Raw genomic sequence first — 23,592 nt, 5'->3', positions numbered from 1 at the left:
GCAGGCCCCAGATATAATAATCGACGCCGACGTCGGGACTGTAGGCGATGCCGGAAAGCGGCGGATAGGCGAGCCAGCCGGTCTTTGCGAATTCGCCGATGAAGAGCGAGATCATGATGATGATCGCACCGGCCGTCGTCATCCAGAACGAGAAGTTGTTCAGGAACGGGAAGGACACGTCGCGGGCGCCGATCTGCAGCGGCACGACGAGGTTCATCAGGCCGGTGACGAAGGGCATCGCCACGAAGAAGATCATGATGACGCCGTGGGCGGTGAAGATCTGGTCGTAGTGGTGCGGCGGCAGGTAACCCTCGGAACCGTTGAAGGCGATGGCCTGCTGCACGCGCATGAGCAGCGCGTCCGAAAAGCCGCGCAGCAGCATGATCAGCGCCAGCACCACGTACATGATGCCGATTTTCTTGTGATCGATGCTGGTGAACCACTCCTTCCAGAGGAAGCCCCAGAGGCGGAAGTAGGTCAGCAGGCCGAGAACGGCGATACCGCCGATGGCGACGCCGATGAAGGTCGCGACGAGGATCGGCTCGTGATACGGGATGGAGTCGAGCGTCAGCCGACCGAAGATGAATTTATAGAGGTCCGGGTTGGAAAACATGGATTGCCTCTGTCCCTTATGAATGTCTTGTTATTGAGCGCATCGGATCAATGATCCTGATGCTGCGCCGAACCGGTCGACGAATCGGAAGAAGAGCCGTTGCCCATATCCATGCCTTGCATGGACATGCCCTGCATCGAGTTGTCTCCATGCTGCATGGTGTGGCCGGCGGAGCCGTCGGCCTTGACGGGCGTGACTTCGGCCGAGGCGCCATCGCGGTTGTCGTAGATCAGACGCTCGCGGTTTTCCTGGCTTTCCTTGCCGCCGCCGCCCTTGGCGTCGATATGCATCATTTCGCTCATGCACATCTTGCTCGGGTCGGCGCACATGTTGAGGATGGCGTTGTAGAGGCCATCGTCGACGGCGTTGAAATACTGCACCGGGTTGCGTTCGCTCGGCTTGGCCAGCGCCAGATATTCCGGGCGGCCAAGCGCCGAGCCCTGGCTCTTGGCCTTCTGGATCCACTGGTCGAAATCCGCCTGGTCGAGGCCATGGAACTTGAAGCGCATGTTCGAGAAGCCCGCGCCGCTATAGTTGGCCGACAGGCCCTGGAATTCGCCGGGATGATTGATGACGGCGTGCAGCTTCGTCTCCATGCCCGGCATGGCGTAGATCTGGCCTGCCAGCGCCGGAATGAAGAAGGAGTTCATGACAGCTGAAGCCGTGATCTTGAAGTTGATCGGCCGGTCGACCGGCGCAGCCATCTCGTTGACGGTGGCGATGCCGTAGTCCGGATAGAAGAACAGCCATTTCCAGTCGAGCGCGACCACTTCGACCGTCAGCGGCTTCACGTCGGCGGTGATCGGCTTGTCGGCCGCGATGCGGTCGAGCGGACGGTAGGGGTCGAGCTGGTGTGTGCTGATCCAGGTCACCGCGCCGAGCGCGATGATGATGGCAAGCGGAGCGGACCAGATGACCAGCTCCAGACGCGTCGAATGATGCCATTCCGGCTCGTAGGTCGCCTCGGTGTTCGACTGGCGGTATCTCCAGGCAAAGAACAGCGTCAGGAAGATCACGGGGATGATAATGATCAGCATCAGCACGACCGAGATGATGATCAGGTCTCGCTGCTGCATGGCGATATCGCCGGAGGGGGCCATCACCACGAGATTGCAGCCAGAAAGCAGCAAAAACAGTGGGATGACAGATAAGCGGCTGAAAATCTTCGATAGTCTTAGCACGTCTTAAAGCTCTTTTTGTTTCGACCCTACCGCGACTAAAGGACGGCGGTCATGAACGATATGAGGTGTTTCGTCGCACCGCAGCAAGTGCGAGTGCAATGCGGTATGGAATGCGGTCCCACCTATCGGGAAAACATGCTGAAATCCAGAAGGTTTTCCATCGATCATTCGCTTTTATCGCGGCTAATATACCCGGATCGGAACAAATGACCATCGGTCGCCTTTTCCCATATTCAGATGACAAGGCGACAAAGCCGGGCAAGGACGGGTTAAATGGCTAATTTGCGAATTATTTCATGCTAGATACTTGATATGTTCGCACGATTGGCCGACATTTTGATTATGCGCGAATTCGTGGAGGAGTTCGCGCTTGGAGAGGGAGGCTCCCATACATGGTCAGCGTGACACATGAAACTTTAAACCCCACGTCTTCAACACTCGAAAGTGACGCTCGCAGCATGCATGCCGGCGGCTCCGTCGCTCCCGGCAACATCGCCATCGGCGTGATCATCGGTCGCACCTCCGAATTTTTCGATTTCTTCACCTATGCCATCGCATCGGTGCTGGTTTTCCCGAAATTGATGTTTCCCTTCGCGGACCCTCTGCACGGCACGCTGCTTTCCTTCCTCGTGTTCGCGCTTGCCTTCATCGCCCGGCCGATCGGTTCGTTCATCTTCATGGCGATCGATCGTCGATACGGGCGCGGCGTCAAGCTCACCATCGCTCTGTTCCTGCTCGGCGGCTCGACGGCTGCGATGAGCTTCCTGCCCGGCTACTCCGAGGTCGGCGCCTATGCGATCGTCCTGCTCGCTCTCTTCCGCATAGGCCAGGGCCTTGCGCTCGGCGGTGCATGGGATGGTCTGGCTTCGCTTCTGGCTCTCAATGCCCCGGCCAACCATCGCGGCTGGTATGCGATGATCCCGCAGCTCGGCGCGCCGATCGGCTTCATGCTCGCAAGCGCGCTGTTTGCCTATTTCGCCACCAGCCTGACGACGGCGGACTTCCTCGATTGGGGCTGGCGTTATCCGTTCTTCTGCGCCTTCGCGGTCAACGTCGTCGCGCTTTTCGCTCGCCTGCGTCTGGTGGCGACAGAAGAATTCGGCACCCTGCTGGAGCGTCATGAGCTCGAGCCGGTGAAGATGACGGAGCTGCTGCGCGTACATGGCCGCGACGTGCTGATCGGCGCCTTCGTGCCGCTGGCAAGCTTCGCGGCTTTCCATCTGGTCACCGTCTTCCCGCTGAGCTGGGTGACGCTTTACAGCGAGCAGACTCCCGGCTCGTTCCTCTTGATGGAATTCCTCGGCGCCATTTGCGGCATTGTCTCCATCATCTGTTCCGGCCTGCTGGCCGACCGGATCGGCCGTCGCAACCAGCTCGCCGTTGCCGCCGTGCTGATCGCCTGCTTTGCTTTCATCGCGCCATGGCTGCTCGATGGCGGCGTGACCGGCCGTCACATCTACGTCGTCCTCGGCTTCACGCTGCTGGGCCTTTCCTTCGGTCAGGCGGCAGGCGCCAGCGCCTCTCGCTTCAGCCGCAACTATCGCTACAGCGGCTCGGCCCTGACCTCGGATCTGTCCTGGCTGATCGGCGCCGGCTTTGCGCCTTTCGTGGCGCTCAGCCTCTCCAGCCAGTTCGGCCTCGTCTATACCAGCCTCTATCTGCTGTCCGGCGTCGTCTGCACGCTGGTTGCGATCTTCTTCAGCAAGACGTTGGAGACACGAGACAACTGAGCCGGATGTTCGAATTGAAAACGGCCGCGGCATGAAGATGCCGCGGCCGTTTTCGTTCAGGCTGAATGCATGAGCCAGGCAAGCGCCGGCGCCGCCAGCACGTTGGTCAGTCCCACCAGCACCATGACGAGACCGGCGATCGATCCTTCCTCGCGTCCGATCTCATGCGCCTTGGCGACGCCGACACCGTGCGCTCCCATGCCGTAAAGCGCGCCCCTGGCCATGCCCGATTGCAGCGGCAGCAGCCGCAACAGCGTCTGCCCGACGATGGCGCCGAACAGGCCGGTGATGACGACGAAGACGGCGGTCAGGTTGGGCACGCCGCCGATATCGCCCGAAACCACCATGGCGAAAGGCGTGCTGATCGAGCGCGGCATCAGGCTGAGCCGCAGGCTGTCGTCGAGGCCGAGGAGGCTGGCAAGCCCCCAGGCCGAAACCATGGCCGTCGTGCTGCCGACCGTCACGCCGAACAGGAGGATGGGCCAATAGCGCCTGATCAGCGCGCGCTGTTCGTAGATCGGCACGGCAAAGGCGACGGTCGCGGGGCCGAGCAGGGCAAGCAGCCAGCGGCTGTCGTGCATGTAGTCCTGATAATTGGCATGCAGCACGAGCGCGATGACGATCAGGACGGCGGGTGCCGCCACCAGCGGCGACAGCCAGATCGAGGGCCAGCGCCGATAGAGCGCCTTGGAGAGATAATAAAGGCCGATCGTCGCCAACGGCCAGAACAGGCCGGATGCGGCGTTTTCAATGGTGGACATGACGGGATGCTCCTGGATGCATCATCAGGCGGTAGCCGATGTCGATGGCTATCGCGGTAACGCCCATGACGATGATGGTGCCGGCGAAGATGACCGCAAGCACCTTCAGCCCGACGATGCCGATGAATTCACCGTGGTCGAGCAGGGCGAGGACCGCCGGCACGAAGAACAGCAGCATCTCGGCGAGAAACCACTCCGCGCCGCGCTTCATGCTCGTCACGCTGGCTTTGCCGCTTGCAAACAATGCGAGCACCAGCAGCATTCCGGCGATCGCGCCGGGTATCGGCAGATGCGCGAGGCGCACGATGGCCTCGCCCGCCTGCCAGAAGGCCAGCAGCAGCAGGATCTGAGCCAGGCGGCTCAGGTTCGGATGGTTCTTTAGCTCGATACGCATGGAAAAACTCGGGAAAATCTGATGACCTGAAGATAGGCCTTTCCGGAGCATGAACAAAATGAATTGATTTCATTGAAACCAGTCCTATAAGGAATAGTGATGGAGCTTCGGACGCTGAGAGCCTTTGTCGAGGTGGTGCGCCAGGGCGGTTTTTCGGAAGCCGCCAAGGTGGTGTTCACGACGCAATCCGCCGTCAGCAAGGCCGTGCGGCAGCTCGAGGATGAACTCGGCCTGCCGCTGCTCAATCGCGTCGGTCATCGCACGACGCTGACCGACGCGGGCGAGGTGGTCTATCGCCGGGCGGTGGCCATTCTTGCCGGGCGAGACGACCTGCTTGCCGAACTGTCCGAGCTGCGCGGCCTGACGCGCGGCACCTTGCGCCTCGGCCTGCCGCCGATCGGCAACGATGCGCTGTTCGCGCCGGTTTTTGCCGTCTTCCGCAACCGTTATCCCGGCATCGAGATCAGGCTGGTGGAACAGGGGGCGAAGCGTCTGGAGGAAATGGTGCTTGCCGACGAGGTCGATCTCGGCGCCTCGCTCCTTCCGACGCTCGATGCGCTCGAGTGGCAAAGCGTGCGCTGCGAGCCGATACATGTTCTCCTGCCGCCGGCGCACCCGCTCGCCGGCCGCGATTTCGTGCCGTTGGCGGCGCTGAAGGGCAATCCCTTCCTCCTGTTCGAAATGGGCTTCGCGCTCAACGGCATCATTCTCGATGCCTGTCGTACGGCGGGCTTCGCGCCGGATATCGCCGCCCGCTCGAGCCAGATCAATTTCATTGTCGAGCTGGTTGCCGCCGGCCTCGGCGTCGGCTTCCTGCCGCGATTGATCGCGGAGCAGCGCTGTCGGCCAGGCATCGGTCACGCTCTCGTCGTCGAGCCGGAAATGGACTGGCATATGGCATGGATATGGCGGCGTGGAGGTTATCTGTCGCATGCCGGCCGCGCCTGGCTCGACCTTGCCGCGGAGATCGCGGTGAAAACTTGACTCCATTCTCAAGCTTTTGTGATAGAGGGATACGACTGTAAACTTGAAAATGGCAGTCAGGAAAAATATAGGCTATCGCATTGCTGCCGGTGGCGGCAGCTTCATAGCGAGGGGATTCATGACTTTTTCCTTTTCTCATCTCACCAGTGCGCTGGCGCTTGCCGCAGGCCTCGCCGTTGCTCCGATGATGGCGAACGCCGCCGACTCCGAAGGCATCGTCGTCTACAACGCCCAGCACGAGGCGCTGACGCAGGCTTGGGCGGATGGTTTCACCAAGGAAACCGGCATCAAGGTCACGATCCGCAACGGTAGCGACATGCAGTTCGCCAACCAGATCATTCAGGAAGGCGCGGCTTCCCCGGCGGATGTCTATCTGACGGAAAATTCCCCCGGCATGACGCTGGTCGACGCCAACAAGCTTTTTGCGCCGGTCGATGCCGATACGCTGGCCCAGGTGCCGGAAACCTTCAAGGCCGCCGATGGCAACTGGATCGGCGTTGCCGCCCGCTCCACGGTTTTCGCCTATGACAAGACCAAGCTGAAGGAAGCAGACCTGCCGAAGTCGCTGCTGGATCTGGCCGATCCCAAGTGGAAGGGCCGCTGGGGCGGCGCTCCGGCCGGTGCCGATTTCCAGGCGATCATCAGCGCGCTTCTGGAGCTGAAGGGCGAGGATGCCACCCGCGCCTGGCTGAAGGCGATGAAGGAAAACGCCAGCTTCTACAAGGGCAACAGCGTCGCCATGAAGGCCGTCAATGCCGGCGAGATCGAAGGCGCTGTCATCTATCACTACTATTGGTTCGGCGATCAGGCGAAGACGGCTGAAAACAGCAAGAACGTCGCCCTGCATTACTTCAAGAACCAGGATCCGGGCGCTTTCGTCAGCATCTCCGGCGGCGGCATTCTCGCCTCCAGCCAGCACCAGAAGGAAGCCCAGGCATTTCTGAAGTGGATCACCGGCAAGGGTGGCCAGGCCGTTCTGCGCGACGGCGATTCCTATGAATATGCCGTCGGCAATGGCGAAGCCTCCAATCCGAAGCTGGTGCCGCTCACCGACCTGCAGGCACCGAAGGTCGAGCCTTCCAAGCTGAACAGCAAGAAGGTCACCGATCTGATGACGGAAGCCGGGCTGATCTAAAGCGAAAGCCCGCCGGAGCGCGTTTCGAGCGTGCTCGGGCGGGCTTTGCTCTTGCATCACTGTCGCATGCCCTGCTAGGGGCATACGGATGGCCTTGGGGCCGATCGATCGGACAACCGCCGCAAGCGGCGGTTGTCTTCCTATTTCAGGGCGTGAAAGGCAGCTCGGATTTGCTGCAGAAGAACACATATGCCGGCGAGCCTGCCGCCATGCGAATGCCCCAGTTGACGGCTGCGCCCCGCAGCCGCGTCCGGCACGCCTCCGTCGTCGCCCTTGCCTCCATCGTCGCGCTCCTGAGCCTCGTGCCGCTCGGCTTCATCATCTGGATCACGATCGATACCGGCTGGGCCGAAGTCGTTGCTCTGATCTTCCGCAATCGCGTCGGCGAACTGCTCGTCAACACCGTCCTGCTCGAAGTCTGCACCATCCCGCTGTCGATTCTGCTGGCGGTGACGCTCGCCTGGCTGACGGAACGTACCGATATTCCCGGCGCCCGCATCTGGTCCTGGCTGGCCGTCGCGCCGCTTGCGGTGCCCGCCTTCGTTCACAGCTATGCCTGGGTCAGTCTCGTGCCGAGCATGCGCGGACTGTGGAGCGGCGTGCTCGTGTCGGTGCTTGCTTATTTTCCCTTCCTCTATCTGCCGGTCGCGGCAACGCTCCGCCGGCTGGATCCCGCGATCGAGGATGCCGCCGCCTCGCTCGGGCTTGGCCCCTGGCGCGTCTTCTTCCGCGCGATCCTGCCGCAGCTTCGTCTGGCCATCTGCGGCGGATCGCTGCTGATCGGCCTGCATCTTCTGGCGGAATACGGTCTCTACGTGATGATCCGCTTCGACACCTTCTCGACTGCGATCGTCGACCAGTTCCAATCGGCCTACAACAGCCCCGCCGCAAACATGCTCGGCGGCGTCCTCGTTTTCTGCTGCCTGCTGCTGCTCGGCATAGAAGTGCTGGTGCGCGGCAACGAGCGCTATGCCCGCATCGGTTCGGGCGCCGCTCGCCCAACGGATCGCCGTCGTCTCGGCTGGTTCGTCGCTCCCGCCATCGCCTTGCCTGTCGTTACCGCCGTGCTGACGCTCGGCATTCCCTTCGTGACCCTTGCCCGCTGGCTCTATCTGGGCGGAATAGGCATCTGGCGGATCGATACGGTCGGTTCCGCCTTGCTGCAAACCATCGTTCTGGCAATCGCCGGCGGTCTGCTCGCCACCATCGCCGCGACGCCCATGGCATGGCTGTCGGTGCGCGCGCCGGGCCGGCTGCAGCGGATTCTCGAGGCCTGCCACTATTATGTCGGCTCGCTGCCGGGCGTCGTCGTCGCGCTGGCGCTGGTCTCGATCACCGTCCGGCTGATCCTGCCGCTCTACCAGACCTTCGCCACGCTGCTGCTTGCCTATGTCCTGCTCTTCCTGCCGCGCGCCATGGTCGGCCTGCGCGCCAGCATCGCCCAGGCACCCGTCGAGCTCGAGCGTGCCGCCATGGCGCTCGGCCGCACGCCCGCGCAGGCCGTACGGCAAATCACCATGCGTCTTGCCGCTCCCGGCTTTGCCGCCAGCGTGGCGCTCGTCGCGCTCGGCATCACCAATGAGCTGACGGCAACGCTGATGCTCTCTCCCAACGGCACGGAAACGCTGGCGACGAAATTCTGGTCGCTGACCAGCGAGATCGACTATGTTTCGGCAGCGCCTTACGCCTTCATGATGGTCGTGCTGTCGCTGCCGCTCACCCTTCTTCTCTACGTGCAATCCAAGCGAACGGCCGGACAATGACCTTTCTGGCGATCAAGAATATCAGCAAGCGCTATGGCCCCGTGCATGCGTTGAACAATATCGACCTGACGGTCGCCGCCGGCAGCCGTACGGCCATCGTCGGCCCTTCCGGTTCCGGCAAGACGACGTTGCTGCGCATCATTGCCGGCTTCGAGATCCCCGACGCGGGACAGGTGATACTGGAAGGCGAAACCCTGGCGGACGGCGAGGCCATCGTGCCGGCGCATCGCCGCGGCATCGGCATCGTCTCGCAGGACGGCGCCCTGTTCCCGCATCTGAGCGTGGCGGAGAACATCGGCTTCGGCATGGAGCGCGGCGCGCGTGATCGCGAGCAGAGGATCAACGCCCTCATCGATATGGTCGAACTGCATCGCGGCATGCTCGATCGCCGCCCGCATCAGCTTTCCGGCGGCCAGCAGCAGCGCGTTGCCCTTGCGCGCGCGCTCGGCCGCAAGCCGAGGCTGATGTTGCTCGACGAGCCTTTTTCCGCGCTCGACACGGGCTTGCGCGAAAACATGCGCAAAGCGGTCGCCCGCGTGCTGCAGATTGCCGGCATCACGGCGGTTCTGGTGACGCACGACCAGACGGAGGCTTTGTCCTTCGCGGACCAGGTCGCCGTGCTGCGCGAGGGCGCTCTGATACAGGCGGGGACCCCGCAGGCCCTCTACCTCAGCCCGCAGGACCGCGAGACCGCGCTTTTTCTCGGCGATGCCATCGTGTTGCCGGCCGATCTCGACGGCGGATCTGCCAAATGTATTCTCGGACACATTCCGGTCGATGCCGCGAACCGGCAGGGACGCACCGACATCATGCTGCGCCCGGAGCAGTTGCGTCTGGGAGCCGTCGATGACGCCGGCGCGAACGCGGCTTGCATCGGCAAGGTCACCGATATCGAATTCGGCGGCGCCATCTGCGCGGTGACCGTCGTCCTGTCCAATGCCAACGGCTCGGAGACATTGAACATCAAGAGCTCCGGCGTCGGCTTGCCCGAAATCGGCAGCATGGTGTCGGTGACCGTTCTCGGAAAGGCGCATGTCTTCAACAAGCTTGATGGCTGAGCATTATTTGCGTTGAAGCAGGCGGTGCTTTGGGGAAGATAGGCTCCGCCATCATTGCCCCATGCCGAAGGAATGACCATGTCTTTGCCCGATGAGATCGCCCAGGATCTCCCTTTCCTCACCTCGCTTCGTCACAACCTTCATGCCTACCCCGAACTCGGTTTCGAGGAGGAGCGCACCAGCGGCATCGTCGCCACCTTGCTGGAGGAGGCCGGGCTGACCGTGCATCGCGGCCTCGGCAAGACCGGCGTGGTCGGCACGCTGCAGGTCGGCAACGGCACGCGCCGCATCGGCCTTCGCGCCGACATGGACGCGCTCGCCATGCCGGAGAAGGCCAACCGGCCGTACAAATCCACCATTCCGGGCAAGATGCACGCCTGCGGTCACGACGGCCACACGACCATGCTGATCGGCGCGGCGCGGCATCTTGCCGCCAAGCACGGCTTTTCCGGCACGGTGCATTTCATCTTCCAGCCGGCCGAGGAGGGCCGCGGCGGCGCGCAGCGCATGGTGGAGGAGGGCCTCTTCGACCTGTTTCCCTGCGATGCGGTTTACGGGCTGCACAACATGCCCGGTCTTGCGGTCGACGAGATGGCCGTCGTCGAAGGGCCGCAGCTTGCTTCGTCGGACAGCTGGCGCATTACCTTCCGCGGCACGGGAACCCACGGCGCCAAGCCGCATCTCGGCAAGGACCCGATCACGGCGGCGGCGACGTTCCTGTCTTCGCTGCAGACCATCGTCGGGCGGGTGGTCGATCCGTTGCAGCCGGCCGTCGTCAGTGCCTGCTCGCTGCAGGCGGGCGATCCGCAGGCGCTGAACGTCATTCCCGATACGGTCGATATCGGCGGCACGGCACGCGCCTATACGCCCAAGGTCCGCGATCAGCTGGAGGAAGAAATCGGACGGCTGGCGCATGGCACGGCCGCCATGTTCGGCATCGCGGTCGACTACCGGTTCGAGCGCCGCATTCCGCCCGTGGTCAACGATGCCGATGCCACCGGGCGGGCGCTGAAAGCCGCAACGACAGTCTTTGGCGAGAACGTGCTGACCCGCTTCCCGCCATCGACCGCCGGCGACGATTTCGCGTTTTTCGGCCAGAAGGCTCCGGGCTGCTACGTCTGGCTGGGCAACGGTCCGGCGGTGGACGGCGCCCTGCATCACAACACGGCCTATGATTTCAACGACGACGCGATCGCCTCGGGCGTGGCCTTCTGGACGACATTGGTCGAGCAGGAACTGGGAGAGTAGTCGGGAGCGTTCTGCTCCAACTGAGCCTCCAAGCTTGTCGCGCAGCTGATATCTCCCTCTGAGTGCTGGCTATGTGAAGCGAAGAACCTGAACCTCCCCGGGCCCAGGCGCCTTGAGTAGCTTGCTGGTCAACATATCGGCAGTGCCTCGATCCTGCTTTCGCTTCCTTGAAAAGGCATTGACGTCGCTCCGAAACCTAATGTAGTTAGGTTAAAAACTAATATCATTAGGAATTGGAATGGCGCGCGCTGGATTGACGACGGATCGGCTGGTGCAGGCCGGGGCGGAACTGGCCGACGAGATCGGATTCGCTCATATCACCGGGGCCGCGCTTGCAAAGCACTTCAACGTGAAGCAGGCCAGCCTCTATTCGCACATGGCAAGCTTCGATGACTTGAAGCGCAGGATCGCGCATCTGGCGCTCGGCGAAATTGCGGCCCGGTCCGCCGAAGCGCTGGCAGGCCGAACGGGCAAGGAGGCGCTGGTCGTGCTCGCGAATGTCTATCGCGACTATGCGCGCGAGCATCCCGGCCGGTTTGCCGCGGCAAGGCATCCCCTGCCGGCAGGACAGGCCAGCGGAAGCGCGGGGCCGGCGATTGCGCAAATGATGCGGGCCGTCCTGCGCAGCTACGATCTTCCGGACGCCGAGCAGGCTCATGCCATCCGCCTGTTGGGCGGCTTCTTCATGGGGTTCGTGACCCTGGAGCTGGCGGGCGGTTTTTCCCACAGCCCGCCCGATCCGGAATCCTCATGGCTGCGGGCCCTGGATGCACTCGACGCGACGTTGCGAACCTGGCCGGCCGCCGCGCCCTGATCGCCATCAAAACGTCGGCGTGCGATCGCCGGCAAACCTGTCGGGAGACATCATGAACGACAAGTGCAACGGAGTAAGGCTGCCGGAGCGGACGGTGCCGTTTCCGCTTTCGATAAGCCGGGAGGCGCAGGAGGCGCTGCGTCGTGCGGTCGGCGAAGACGGCATCCCCTTGAATGCGCTGCATGTCATGCCTGACTTGAGCGATTTCAATGGCTGGATGAAGCTGAAGGCCTTCGCCGATGTCTACTATCAGGCGGCGGCCGAAAGGCTGGCGGGACAATTGCGCGCCAGCGTGGAGACGGTGCGGATCGAAGAGGCCTGCGTCCACATCGCGACGCCGGGCGGCGCGTTCCCGGAAGACTATGCCTATATCGACCTCCATGGCGGCGCGCTCGTCATGGGCGGTGGCGCCGCCTGCCGTGCCGGCGCGCAGACCCAGGCGGACCAGCACGGAATCCGTTGCTACGGCATAGACTATCGCATGCCGCCGGAGCACCCCTATCCCGCGGCGCTCGATGATTGCGTGGCGGTTTATCGCCATATGCTGAAGCAATACAGGCCTGAAAACATCATCATCGGCGGCCGCTCCGCTGGGGGTAACCTGGCAGCTGCGATGACGTTACGGGCCCGCGATGAAGGATTGCCGCTGCCGGCCGCGCTCGTTCTTCTCTCGCCAGAGCTGGACCTCACGGAGTCGGGAGACAGCTTCGAGGTCAATCGGCTCGTCGATGTCGTCCTGCCGGGATCGCTCATGCCGAACAATCTGCTCTACGCGCAGGGCACGGATCTCGCCCATCCTTACCTGTCGCCGCTCTTCGGCGATTTTTCCAAGGGCTTTCCGCCGACATTTCTACAGAGCGGCACGCGAGACCTGTTCCTCTCCAATGCCGTGCGAATGCATCGATTTTTGCGCCGCGCCGGGGTTCCCGTCGAGCTTCATGTCTTCGAAGCTATGCCGCATGGCGGTTTCATGGGCGCGCCCGAGGACCGCGAGTTGAGCGAGGAAGTCACGCGTTTTGTGAGGCAGCATCTGGGTCGGGGCCAGCGCACGTAAGGCAGTGGGAACGACGACCGCCGCCGCCCATCGCGGGAGGTCAGCGACGACCTGCCTCTCGAAGCAGCGCGTCGAATATGATGAGCCGCGTCTTCTCCGCATCGATTTCGGCGGCGAAATGGGCGTTGAATTGCGCATGCGAAGCGCGCGTTTCGACGACGGTGCGCCCGCGCGTATGCTGCCCATATAGTTCCGCGTCGATGCGCGCGTGCCGAAGGGTGGCGATTTCCGGCTCGACGAAAATGGCGGCCGCCGTCGGATCGTAGATGGCCATGGCCGGCCGGCCGCGGCTGATGGCGATGTTGACGTAGCCTGCCAAAAGATCGGCGAGCAGCTGCGCCTTTTCGCCGTCGATCTCGCGAATACGCGCGACATCCTCGGGCCAGGCCAGTACCTTGCGGCAGATATCGAGATCGACCATGCGCAACGGCAGATCATGCGCCAGTACGATGGCGAGCGCCTCCGGATCGGCAAAGGCATTGAATTCCGCCGATGCGGTGTGATTGCCCGAGGTAACCCCGCCGCCCATCCACGTCAGCTCGTCGATGCGGGCAGCGAGGTCCGGCCGCGCCAGCGCCAGGGCCGCGATGTTGGTGAGCGGCCCGAGCGCCAGAATGCGCTTCGGCCCTTTGCCATCGGAAAGCCAGTCGCCGAGCGCGGCAAAGGCATCGCTCACCGCAAGCGGATCGGCCGGCGGCAGGCTCCGCCCTGTCGTCGGAATGCCGGTCTGGCCGAGAATGCTCTGCGCTGTTTCCAGCTTGCACAGAACGGGCAGCTCGCGACCGGTATGGATCGGAAACGTCCAGCCGAAGACGGCGGCTGCGCTTGCCGCATTGGCCTGGACGTGGGACAGCGGCGCGTTGCCGCTGACGAGCGAAACGCCGTCGATGACAAGATCCGAATGCGCCACCACCAGAATGGCGGCGATGTCATCGAACCCCATGTCGGTATCGATCCAGATTCCCATGCTCTATCTCATCGGTCGCGGCAAAAGCGCGAAAACGGGCGTTCGCCTCTCGGTCTGGAAGACGGCCGGTCTCGCCGTCCGGGCGGAATTGGCTGCGGGATGCGCGAGGAAGCTTGCGCGTCCCGCAGATCGCTTAGCCGGCGAGCGCGTCGAGGACGCGGATCCAGGAGCGGATGCCCTTGTGGTAGGATCGCAGTTCGTATTTCTCGTTCGGCGAATGGATGCGGTCGTCGGAGAGACCGAAGCCGATGAGCAATGATTCCATGCCGAGCATTTTCTGGAAATCGCCGACGATCGGGATCGAGCCGCCCATGCCGATGACGATGGCGGGCTTCGGCCATTCGTTGGAAAGCGCCGTCTTCGCCTTGGTCAGGGCCGGCGAATCGTAGGAGAGCTGGATGGCCGGCGAGCCGCCATGCTCATGAAACTCCACCGAGCAGTCCGCGGGGATCTTCGAGCGCACATAGGCGCGGAAGCTTTCGCGGATCGCCGCCGGGTTCTGCTGGCCGACGAGCCGGAACGAGACCTTCGCCGATGCCTTGGCTGCGATCACGGTCTTGAAGCCGGCGCCGGTATAGCCGCCCAAGATGCCGTTGACCTCGGCCGTCGGCCGCGCCCAGGTCTGTTCCATCACCGAGCGGCCCTTTTCGCCCGAAGGGATCGACAGGCCTACTTCGCCGAGGAATTTTTCAGCTGTCATCCCGAGCTTTTCCCAGGAGGCCTTGATGTTGGAGGGTGTTTCCTCGACGCCGTCGTAGAAGCCGGAAAGCGTGACGCGGCCCGTTTCGTCGTGCAGGCCCGCGAGGATGTCGGTCAGGATATGGATCGGATTGGCTGCCGCGCCACCGAAGACGCCCGAATGCAGGTCGCGATCGGCTGCGGTGATGACGATTTCCTCGCCCACCAGCCCGCGCAGGCCGGCAGAAATCGCCGGCGTTTCGCCGTCCCACATGCCGGTATCGCAGACGAGGGCGAAGTCCGCCTTCAGTTCGGCGGCGTTGGCTTCGAGGAACGGCTTGAGCGAGGGCGATCCGGATTCCTCTTCGCCTTCGAACAGGATGGTGATGCGCACGGGAAGCGCGCCCTTGGTCTCCTTATAGGCGCGCACCGCCTCGACGAAGGTCATCAGCTGGCCCTTGTCGTCCGAGGTGCCGCGGCCGGTCAGGATCTTGCGGCCGTTGCCCATGTCCTTGATCGCGGGAGCGAAGGGATCGCTCTCCCAGAGCTCGATCGGGTCGACCGGCTGCACGTCGTAATGTCCATAGAAAAGGACATGCGGCGCATCGGCGCTGCCGGCATCGTGATGGGCAACCACCATCGGATGGCCGGGCGTGTCGCGCACGGAGGCGGTGAAGCCGAGAGAGTTCAGATAGGCGACCAGCCATTCCGCTGCCTTGCGGCATTCCGCCTTGAAGTCCGGATCCGTCGAGATGGACTTGATGCGCAGCAGTTCGAACAGATTGTCGAGGCTGGAGGGGAGGTTCTGATCGGCGCGATCGAGAACGGGCGATAGATCGGTCATGTCCGACTCCTTACATGAGATTTGGAGGGACGATAGACCAAAGCCCAGCTGGTTTCGAGGCATCAAAACCGAAAATTTACCGTAGTTCGCCCCTTGAGGCAGAGGCCTGTTCTTATGTGAGTGATTGAGAATGTAATTTACAAGTTTTTTAGACTATTGGAAATAACCTCAATCCAGGAGCGTATTCTGGAGACGCGAAATGTTTTCAGTGATTGCATGCATTCGTGACGATCATGACATCCGGCTCGTCCTCGTGGCCGCGGTCATCTGCCTCATCGGCAACCTTGCCACCATGCTTTTGTTTTCGCGTGCGCAGGAGTGCCGCTCGCATCAGCGTCGCCACTGGATCGCCGCCGCGGCCTTTGCCAGCGGCATCGGCATCTGGGCGACGCATTTCATCGCGATGCTGGCATATGAGGGTAGCCTTCCTTTTTCCTACGGCCTCTCGCTGACCATGTTCTCGATGATTCTCGCGATCATGGGATCGTGGCTTGCCATTGCCGTCGCCTTCGAATGGGATAGCGGCGCCTCGTTCGCCGTTGGCGGCATCCTGATGGCTTTCGGGATTGCCGCCATGCATTTTACCAGCATGCAGGCCATAGAGGGCTCGGCCCGGCTTTCCTACAGCATGCCGCGCGTATTCGCCTCCATCGCCATGGGGACAGGTTTCTCCTCGCTGGCCTTTCTCGCCTTTCGCAGCCTTCCTGGCGTACGGCGCATCTTTGCCGGCGCCTTCCTGCTGCTGTTTGCGGTCTGCTCCCTACACTTCATCGCCATGAGCGGGGTCACATTCACGCTCGAATCGGAGGTATCGACAGCCGCTCTCTCCATCGACAGAAGCATCCTTGCCGGCATCGTCACGGCTGCCGCCATAGGTCTGATTCTCATTGCTCTCGGCGCCACCTTCATCGACCGCCAGCTCACCGACCTTCGCGGCTTCGCCAATGCCTCGCTCGAGGGGCTGCTCGTCTTGCGCGACGGTCGCGTGCTCGACGCGAACGAGAGATTTTTCGACATTTCCGGATGGTCCGCCCATCAGGTGATCGGCATGGCGCCCGAAACGTTCCTGACGATAGATATGGATGCCGAAGCCGCCGTCCCGTTCGAGACGACGCTTTCGGGCCGGGACGGCAAGGCTATCCCCGTCGAGACGGTGCAGCGCTCCATCACCTATCGCGGCCATGAATGCAGCGTGCTTGTCGTGCGCGACCTGACGGAGCGGCGCCGGGCGCAGCAGATGATCGAGCATCTGGCGCACCACGATATCCTGACGGACCTGCCCAATCGCTCGCTGTTCGAGAAGCGCATGCGCCAGGCGCTGCAGACGGTCAACCGGAGGGGCGGCGAAGTCGCGATCTTCTGCCTGGATCTGGATCGCTTCAAGGCGATCAACGACGTGTTCGGCCATGCCGAAGGCGATCGCATCCTCTGCAAGGTCGCCGGGATCCTGCAACGCGTGATCGAGGAGGGCGATACGGTGGCACGGCTGGGCGGCGACGAGTTCGCCATCATCCAGCCGAAGCGCCCGCAGCCGGAAGGAGCCAGGCGCCTTGCCGAGCGCATCCTCGCGGAGTTCGCCGCGGAAATGGATATGGCGCGCGATCCGACGGCCGTCGGCGTCAGTCTCGGCATTGCCATCTATCCGCGCGACTGCGCGAACGCCGAACAGCTCTATGCCAATGCGGATACGGCGCTTTACCGCGCCAAGCGCGCAGGCCGGGGCCATGCCTGCTTCTTCGATGCGGAAATGGACAAGGCCGTGCGGACGCGCCGTCAGCTCGAGAGCGATCTGCGTCAGGCCATTCTGCGCAAGCAGCTCTACCTTGAGTATCAGCCGATCTTCGATGTCGGCAGCCAGAATGTCAGCGGCTACGAGGCGCTGCTGCGTTGGGCACATCCGGAACGAGGCGTCATCGAGCCGGAAACCTTCATACCCATTGCCGAGGAGAGCGGCTCCATCGCGGCAATCGGCGAATGGGTGCTGGAGCAGGCGTGCGAGGAGGCGGCGCGCTGGCAGGAGCCTGCCAATGTCGCGGTAAACCTGTCGCCGCTGCAATTCATGATTCCCACCCTTTACGACCAGATCGAGCGGATTTTGCGCGAAGCCGGCCTCGATCCGCGGCGTCTCGAGCTGGAGATCACCGAAGCGGCCCTGATGCGGGAGCGTGCGGCTGTCATTGCCACCTTGCAGCGGCTTCACCGTCTCGGCGTGCGCGTGGTCATGGACGACTTCGGAACCGGCTTCTCATCGCTCAGCAATCTGCGCGCCTTCCCCTTCGACAAGATCAAGGTCGACCGCAGCTTTACCGGGGCGCTGGAGCATGATCCGGCGGCGCGCTCGATCGTCCGCGCCATCATCGGTCTTGGAAACAGCCTGAACATGCCTGTCGTGACGGAAGGCGTGGAAACGGAGCTTCAGCGCCGCATCGTCGTCGAGGAAGGTTGCGCGCAGCTTCAGGGCATGTTCTTCGGCAAGCCCGATGTCGGGCCGAGCCAGTATTTCATGCTGGATAAGGCCGTCGGTCAGGCCTGAAGGTTCCTAGCATTTTCCAGAATGCGCCGGATATATTCCAGCAGCAGCTCGCGCTCGAATTGGCGGAAGTTTTTGAGAAGATCCGTATCGGCGGCCATGGCGGCCTCGATGGCGTCGGCCTGCATGGCGGCGGCCTTGCTGGTCAGGAAGATAAGCTGAGCCCGCTTGTCCGAGGGATGCGGGCGGCGCTCCACCAGCCCGTCGCGCTCCATGCGCGACAGCGTATTGGCCATCGTTGCCTGCTCGATATCGACCCGCTCCAGCAATTGCTTCTGCGTGAGCCCGTCTTCGGACCATAGTTCCAGAAGGATGGGAAACTGACCGGGGGAAAATCCAAGCTTTGCCGCGCGTTGCTGTAACGAGCGAGCGAATCCCTTCGCCATCTGGCTGGCAAGGTAGGCAGCGGAGTCCATCCGATTAAATCCCATGATTGCAAATATGCCGACAATTCAAAATCAAGACAATCAGCAATTCTTGGGTAGAGGCGCTCCGAAAACAGCAACTTCGATGCGTTTTTTTACATTCTTGGATTGTATTTTTGGCATGAAAAAGCCGCCATGGCCTGGAGGTTCGCCATGGCGGCTCGCAAAAGGGGGGACAAAGGCCCGGAGAGGGGATAGGCCTTTGTCCGAGTCTGACGTGGCGGGGGACAGGCCGGTTGTCAGACCCTCGGCGTATCAATCGCCGGTGAGTAAGATTTGTGGTTTCAAATGTGGTTTTTCAAGGGAATATGCAGATTAGATTGATTAAAAGTTAGTAACGTTTCGGTGAGAGATCCCGCGCTCCCCAAGGCTGCAAAAGCAGAACTTTATATGGACGTTGGAGGTGCGTCACGCTATCCATGCTTCCATGAAAAAAGGTGATCATCTCTTCCTCGTCGACGGCTCCGGTTTCATTTTCCGGGCCTTTCACGCTCTGCCGCCGCTGACGCGCAAGTCCGACGGATTGCCGGTCGGCGCCGTCTCCGGTTTCTGCAATATGCTGTGGAAGCTGCTGACCTCGGCGCGTGATACCTCGGTCGGGGTGACGCCGACGCATTTCGCCGTCATCTTCGACTATTCCTCGAAGACCTTCCGCAAGGAGATTTTTCCGGAGTACAAGGCAAACCGTTCTGCCCCGCCCGAGGAGCTGATCCCGCAATTCGGCCTGATCCGCGAGGCGACGCGCGCCTTCAATCTGCCCTGCATCGAGACCGATGGCTTCGAGGCCGATGACATCATCGCCACCTATGCCCGCCAGGCCGAGGCGACCGGCGCCGATGTGACGATCATCTCGTCCGACAAGGACCTGATGCAGCTCGTCACGCCGACGGTCCACATGTACGACAGCATGAAGGACAAGCAGATCGGCATTCCCGACGTCATCGAGAAATGGGGCGTGCCACCCGAAAAGATGATCGACCTGCAGGCCATGACCGGCGATTCCGTCGACAATGTCCCCGGCATCCCCGGCATCGGCCCGAAAACGGCGGCACAGCTTCTGGAAGAATTCGGCGATCTCGACACGCTGCTTGCCCGCGCCGAGGAAATCAAGCAGCAGAAGCGCCGGGAGAACATCATCGCCAATGCCGAGCTGGCCCGGATCTCCCGGCAGCTGGTGGCGCTCAGGACCGACGTGCCGCTGGACCTTGAGCTCGACGCATTGATTCTCGAGCCGCAGAATGGCCCGAAACTGATCGGCTTCCTGAAGGCGATGGAATTCACCTCTCTGACGCGCCGCGTCGCCGATGCCTGCGATTGCGATCCGGCGGCGATCGAGCCGTCCGTCGTCAAGGTCGAACTGGGCGATACCGCGCATGGCCCGGATCTCGACGTCGATGAAAATGCCGAACTCGTCGCGGGCAGCGCGGTCGTGGCCGCGGGTTCCTCCGTTCCGGCACCGGCGGTAAAGCCGCGCTTGGCTGTCGACGGGCTGACTGAGCCGGCCGACCTTGCCAATGCGCGCGCGGCAAGCTTCGCCACCGCGCCGATCGACCATTCGAAATATGTGACCATCCGCGATGTCGCCACCCTCGACCAGTGGATTGCCGATGCGCGCGAGACCGGCATCGTCGCCTTCGATACGGAGACGACGTCGCTCGATGTCATGCAGGCGGAGATCGTCGGCTTTTCGCTGGCAATTGCCGATAATCGCGCCGATCCAACCGGCTCCTCCATCCGCGCCGCCTATGTGCCCCTCAGCCACAAGAACGGCGTCGGCGACTTGCTTGGCGGCGGTCTGGCGGACAATCAGATTCCGCTGCGCGATGCATTGCCGCGCTTGAAGGACCTGCTCGAGGACACCTCCATCCTCAAGATCGCGCAGAACCTGAAATACGACTACCTGCTGATGAAGCGCTATGGCATCGAGACCAGGTCCTTCGACGACACGATGCTGCTCTCCTACGTGCTCGACGGCGGCTCCAACGCCCTTCACGGCATGGACAGCCTGTCCGAGCGCTGGCTCGGCCACAAGCCGATCGCCTACAAGGACGTGGCCGGCAGCGGCAAATCCAACGTCACCTTCGATCTCGTCGATATCGATCGCGCCACGGCCTATGCCGCCGAGGATGCCGACGTCACGCTGCGTCTCTGGCTGGTCTTGAAGCCGCGGCTCGCGGCGGAAAAGCTGTCGGCCGTCTACGAGCGGCTGGAGCGGCCCCTGGTGCCGGTGCTCGCCCATATGGAGGAGCGTGGCATCACCATCGACCGGCAGATCCTGTCGCGTCTCTCCGGTGAGCTGGCGCAGGGCGCGGCGCGGCTGGAAGACGAGATTTATACGCTGGCAGGCGAACGTTTCAACATCGGCTCGCCGAAGCAGCTTGGCGATATCCTCTTCGGCAAGATGGGATTGGCCGGCGGCAGCAAGACCAAGACGGGCCAATGGTCGACTTCGGCGCAGGTGCTGGAAGACCTGGCGGCCGCCGGCTTCGAGCTGCCGCGCAAGATCGTCGACTGGCGTCAGCTCACCAAGCTGAAATCGACCTATACGGACGCCTTGCCGGGCTATGTTCATCCGCAGACGAAGCGTGTCCACACCTCTTATTCGCTGGCATCGACGACGACGGGGCGCCTGTCCTCCTCCGAGCCGAACCTGCAGAATATTCCGGTGCGCACGGCGGAAGGCCGCAAGATCCGCACGGCCTTCATTTCAACGCCCGGACACAAGCTGGTGTCGGCCGACTACAGCCAGATCGAACTGCGCGTGCTGGCGCATGTCGCCAATATCCCGCAGCTCAAGCAGGCCTTCGAAGACGGCATCGACATTCACGCCATGACGGCGTCGGAAATGTTCGGGGTTCCGGTGGAGGGGATGCCCAGCGAGGTGCGCCGCCGCGCCAAGGCGATCAACTTCGGCATCATCTACGGCATTTCCGCCTTCGGCCTCGCCAACCAGCTCTCCATCGAGCGCTCGGAAGCCGGCGATTACATCAAGAAGTATTTCGAGCGCTTCCCCGGCATCCGCGATTACATGGACAGCACCAAGCAGACGGCGCGCGACAAGGGCTATGTCGAGACCATCTTCGGCCGCCGCATCCATTTCCCGGAAATCCGCTCCTCCAATCCTTCCGTCCGCGCCTTCAACGAGCGCGCTTCGATCAACGCGCCGATCCAGGGTTCGGCCGCCGACGTCATCCGCCGGGCCATGATCAAGATGGAGCCGGCTCTGGCTTCGGCCGGGCTCGGCGATCGCGTGCGAATGCTGCTGCAGGTGCACGACGAACTGATCTTCGAAGTCGAGGACGCGGATGTCGAGCGCACGACGCCGATCATCGTCTCGGTCATGGAAAACGCCGCCATGCCGGCGGTGGACATGGCGGTGCCGCTGAAGGTCGATGCGCGTGCCGCCAACAATTGGGACGAGGCGCACTGAGGTCAAAGCAGGCATAGCGAGAAGATCAGCCCGCATGGTGGGGTGCTGAGGCCTGAAAGGCCGAAGCCTCGAACCACGGGGGCGGGTGGGGTATCGCTCGGGGCCACCTCGCGCTTCGAGGCCCTGACGCCAACGCGCCAAGGCACCTCAGCATGAGGTGGTGAGAGATCTGCGATCCGGCAGGAATGTGAAAGCGTCGCGATGATCCCGGACCATCGCAAATCCGTAACACTTATTTCCCGATCAGCACTTCCAGCGCGGAGATGATCGTGCGCTCGGCATCCTCAAGCGTGCCGCTATTGTCGATATCGATCACGTCGTAGCTGCCGTCAAAGGTGATGGTGCTGCGATCCAGGCGCTTCAACACGTCTTCACGGCTCTCGCGTCCGCGCGCCATCAGCCGCTCGGCAAGCACCTCGCGCCGCGCCGTGATGTTGATGACCTTCAGCCGTGGGAATGCGGTCTGGAAATGATGCAGCGCCGAACGTGAACCATTGGCGATGACCAGATTGCCGCGCGCAAGCTCGCCGGCAACTTCGGCAGGAATGCCGTATTTCAGCCCATGCGCCTCCCAGGAGACGGCAAAGGCACCGGCCTGCTCCATGGCGTCGAAGTCCGCTTCCGAAACGCTTCTGTGGTCCTCATTGCCGGCATCGCCGTCGCGGGTGATGACCCGGCGGACGAAATGGACGTCCGGCCGGCCGGCGAAATGCCGGGCGGCGAGATTCATCAGCGTATCCTTGCCGGCGCCGCTCGGACCGACGACGACAGCGAGCGTGCCCGCCGCTGTATCCGCCAGGCCGATCTTAGCCGGCTTGATATTCGCGTCCGCGCTCATGCGACCCGCCGTCCTTCGCGCCACACCGAGCGCGTGACCGGCACGCCTTGATCGCGGCGAACGCGAACCAGGTCGCCGCGCAGGCCCTCGGCGATGCGCCCGCGATCATTGAGGCTGACCGTCCTTGCCGGCGTCGTCGTCACCATGGCGATGGCTTGCGGCAACGAAATACCCCCGACTTCGTCGGCGAGGATGAAGGGCGCGTGCAGCAGGCTGAGCGGCACGTAGTCGGAGGAGAGCACGTCCAGCACGCCGAGTTCGGCGAGATCGCGGGCCGCGATGTTACCCGAGTGCGACTTGCCGCGCACGATGTTCGGCGCCCCCATCAGCACGCTCATGCCGGCGCCATGCGATGCCTTCGCCGCGTCGATGCTGGTCGGGAATTCCGCCAGGCGGACGCCGTAGTTGATGGCTTCGTCGACATGGGCGAGCGTCGCGTCGTCATGGCTGGCGATGGTGATGCCGCGCTCGGCGCAGACCTTGGAAATCGCGTCGCGGCTGGGTGTCGCGTACTTCGCCGATTCTTCCTGGCGCTTGGCGACGAACTTGGCAAAGGCCTCGTCGCTCAGGCCGCGCTTCTTCTGGTAGTAGAAGATATATTGGTCCATGGTCTGGAACTGGCGCTGGCCCGGCGCATGGTCCATCAGCGAGACCAGGCGCACGTAGGGATCCTTCTCGAAATCCTCGAAGTGATCGAGAACGTTGTCGGAGGAAACCTCGCAGCGCAGATGGATCAGGTGGTCAGCGCGCAGTCTATCTTCGCGCTGGGCCACCTGGATGGCGTCGGCCATGTCGCGCATCTCGCCCTTTTCGAAGCCGCCGTCCTCGTCCGACCCCATGCGCAGGCAGTCGAATACGGTCGTGATTCCCGAGGTGACGATCTGGGCGTCATGCGCCTGGATGGCGGCCGTCTTGTTCCAGCGCACGCCCGGACGCGGCGAATAATGCGCTTCCAGATGGTCGGTATGCAGCTCGACCAGGCCGGGGATCAGGTAATCGCCCTCGAAATCCTCGCCGATAGCGGACTTGCCTTCGGAAATGCCGGCAATGCGACCGTCACGGATCAGCACGGAGCCTTCGACGATCTTGTCTTCGAGGACGATGCGGGCATTGGAAAGGACGGTTTCTTTGGTCATGTCAGGTCT

Annotated in this window: 19 protein-coding genes; 10 read left to right on the top strand and 9 right to left on the bottom strand. The window is 62.6% G+C overall.

Annotation, left to right across the window (positions count from 1 at the left end; genetic code table 11):
- Together GR212_RS04005 and cyoA are read right to left on the bottom strand one after the other, a co-directional pair.
- Window positions 1–613 (bottom strand): cbb3-type cytochrome c oxidase subunit I (locus GR212_RS04005; protein ID WP_204326233.1); only part of this gene is annotated, 613 nt, incomplete at its 3' end.
- Between the two features lie 47 nt (window positions 614–660).
- Window positions 661–1,794, bottom strand: a complete 1,134-nt coding sequence (gene cyoA / locus GR212_RS04000) for a ubiquinol oxidase subunit II (RefSeq protein WP_163985138.1) — start codon at window positions 1,792–1,794, stop codon at window positions 661–663.
- A gap of 392 nt (window positions 1,795–2,186) precedes the next feature.
- Here cyoA and GR212_RS03995 point away from each other — a divergent pair, with 392 nt between their 5' ends.
- A complete protein-coding gene (locus tag GR212_RS03995; RefSeq protein WP_163985137.1) occupies window positions 2,187–3,524 on the top strand; it encodes an MFS transporter in 1,338 nt (445 codons plus the stop codon).
- Window positions 3,525–3,580: 56 nt separating this feature from the next.
- On the opposite strand, the gene GR212_RS03990 is transcribed toward GR212_RS03995, so the two are convergent.
- Together GR212_RS03990 and GR212_RS03985 are read right to left on the bottom strand one after the other, a co-directional pair.
- Complete coding sequence (locus GR212_RS03990) at window positions 3,581–4,285, bottom strand: LrgB family protein (RefSeq protein WP_163985136.1); 705 nt, start codon at window positions 4,283–4,285, stop codon at window positions 3,581–3,583.
- The gene (locus GR212_RS03985) at window positions 4,272–4,679 is read right to left on the bottom strand and encodes a CidA/LrgA family protein (protein WP_163985135.1); all 408 of its coding nucleotides are present in this window, start codon (window positions 4,677–4,679) and stop codon (window positions 4,272–4,274) included. Before GR212_RS03985 ends, GR212_RS03990 begins: the two co-directional genes overlap by 14 nt.
- 99 nt (window positions 4,680–4,778) lie before the next feature.
- Here GR212_RS03985 and GR212_RS03980 point away from each other — a divergent pair, with 99 nt between their 5' ends.
- The 7 genes from GR212_RS03980 to GR212_RS03950 all read left to right on the top strand — a co-directional run bounded on the left by GR212_RS03980 (window position 4,779) and on the right by GR212_RS03950 (window position 12,735).
- Window positions 4,779–5,663, top strand: coding sequence for a LysR family transcriptional regulator (locus GR212_RS03980; protein WP_163985134.1), 885 nt, complete (start codon window positions 4,779–4,781; stop codon window positions 5,661–5,663).
- 118 nt (window positions 5,664–5,781) lie between these two features.
- Complete coding sequence (locus GR212_RS03975) at window positions 5,782–6,798, top strand: iron ABC transporter substrate-binding protein (RefSeq protein ID WP_163985133.1); 1,017 nt, start codon at window positions 5,782–5,784, stop codon at window positions 6,796–6,798.
- A gap of 209 nt (window positions 6,799–7,007) precedes the next feature.
- The gene (locus tag GR212_RS03970; RefSeq protein ID WP_246725678.1) at window positions 7,008–8,561 is read left to right on the top strand and encodes an ABC transporter permease; all 1,554 of its coding nucleotides are present in this window, start codon (window positions 7,008–7,010) and stop codon (window positions 8,559–8,561) included.
- Window positions 8,558–9,619, top strand: a complete 1,062-nt coding sequence (locus tag GR212_RS03965) for an ABC transporter ATP-binding protein (protein WP_163985131.1) — start codon at window positions 8,558–8,560, stop codon at window positions 9,617–9,619. Before GR212_RS03970 ends, GR212_RS03965 begins: the two co-directional genes overlap by 4 nt.
- Before the next feature lie 78 nt (window positions 9,620–9,697).
- Window positions 9,698–10,867, top strand: coding sequence for a M20 aminoacylase family protein (locus GR212_RS03960; RefSeq protein ID WP_163985130.1), 1,170 nt, complete (start codon window positions 9,698–9,700; stop codon window positions 10,865–10,867).
- Window positions 10,868–11,105: 238 nt separating this feature from the next.
- Window positions 11,106–11,681 carry a TetR/AcrR family transcriptional regulator gene (locus tag GR212_RS03955; protein ID WP_163985129.1) on the top strand — a complete coding sequence of 192 codons (576 nt, stop codon included), beginning with the start codon at window positions 11,106–11,108 and terminating at the stop codon, window positions 11,679–11,681.
- 52 nt (window positions 11,682–11,733) lie between these two features.
- Entirely contained in the window at window positions 11,734–12,735 is a 1,002-nt protein-coding gene (locus tag GR212_RS03950; protein ID WP_163985128.1) for an alpha/beta hydrolase, read from the top strand.
- Window positions 12,736–12,775: 40 nt separating this feature from the next.
- Here GR212_RS03950 and GR212_RS03945 read toward each other — a convergent pair whose 3' ends face one another.
- Both GR212_RS03945 and GR212_RS03940 read right to left on the bottom strand, forming a co-directional pair.
- Complete coding sequence (locus GR212_RS03945; RefSeq protein WP_163985127.1) at window positions 12,776–13,702, bottom strand: nucleoside hydrolase; 927 nt, start codon at window positions 13,700–13,702, stop codon at window positions 12,776–12,778.
- Window positions 13,703–13,835: 133 nt separating this feature from the next.
- Window positions 13,836–15,224, bottom strand: a complete 1,389-nt coding sequence (locus GR212_RS03940) for a M20/M25/M40 family metallo-hydrolase (protein ID WP_163985126.1) — start codon at window positions 15,222–15,224, stop codon at window positions 13,836–13,838.
- A gap of 199 nt (window positions 15,225–15,423) precedes the next feature.
- Here GR212_RS03940 and GR212_RS03935 point away from each other — a divergent pair, with 199 nt between their 5' ends.
- Window positions 15,424–17,757 (top strand): bifunctional diguanylate cyclase/phosphodiesterase, encoded by a 2,334-nt coding sequence (locus GR212_RS03935; protein ID WP_163985125.1) that lies wholly within the window; start codon window positions 15,424–15,426, stop codon window positions 17,755–17,757.
- Here the strand turns inward: GR212_RS03935 and GR212_RS03930 are convergent.
- Window positions 17,748–18,170, bottom strand: coding sequence for a MarR family winged helix-turn-helix transcriptional regulator (locus tag GR212_RS03930; protein ID WP_163985124.1), 423 nt, complete (start codon window positions 18,168–18,170; stop codon window positions 17,748–17,750). The two genes, GR212_RS03935 and GR212_RS03930, sit on opposite strands and share 10 nt — an antisense overlap.
- Window positions 18,171–18,606: 436 nt before the next feature.
- Between GR212_RS03930 and polA the strand changes: the two genes are divergently transcribed.
- A complete protein-coding gene (gene polA / locus GR212_RS03925) occupies window positions 18,607–21,609 on the top strand; it encodes a DNA polymerase I (RefSeq protein WP_163985123.1) in 3,003 nt (1,000 codons plus the stop codon).
- A gap of 232 nt (window positions 21,610–21,841) precedes the next feature.
- Here the strand turns inward: polA and phnN are convergent, their stop codons facing one another.
- A complete protein-coding gene (phnN, locus tag GR212_RS03920; protein ID WP_163985122.1) occupies window positions 21,842–22,447 on the bottom strand; it encodes a phosphonate metabolism protein/1,5-bisphosphokinase (PRPP-forming) PhnN in 606 nt (201 codons plus the stop codon).
- A complete protein-coding gene (locus tag GR212_RS03915; RefSeq protein WP_163985121.1) occupies window positions 22,444–23,583 on the bottom strand; it encodes an alpha-D-ribose 1-methylphosphonate 5-triphosphate diphosphatase in 1,140 nt (379 codons plus the stop codon). The genes phnN and GR212_RS03915 overlap by 4 nt, the downstream gene beginning before the upstream one ends.
- Window positions 23,584–23,592 lie beyond the last annotated feature (9 nt).

Source organism: Martinezella lusitana, assembly GCF_010668395.1.
In the GTDB taxonomy this organism is placed as follows: domain Bacteria; phylum Pseudomonadota; class Alphaproteobacteria; order Rhizobiales; family Rhizobiaceae; genus Rhizobium; species Rhizobium lusitanum_A.
Note: the sequence above shows the minus strand (reverse complement) of the source record. Positions and strands in the feature narration are given on the sequence as shown.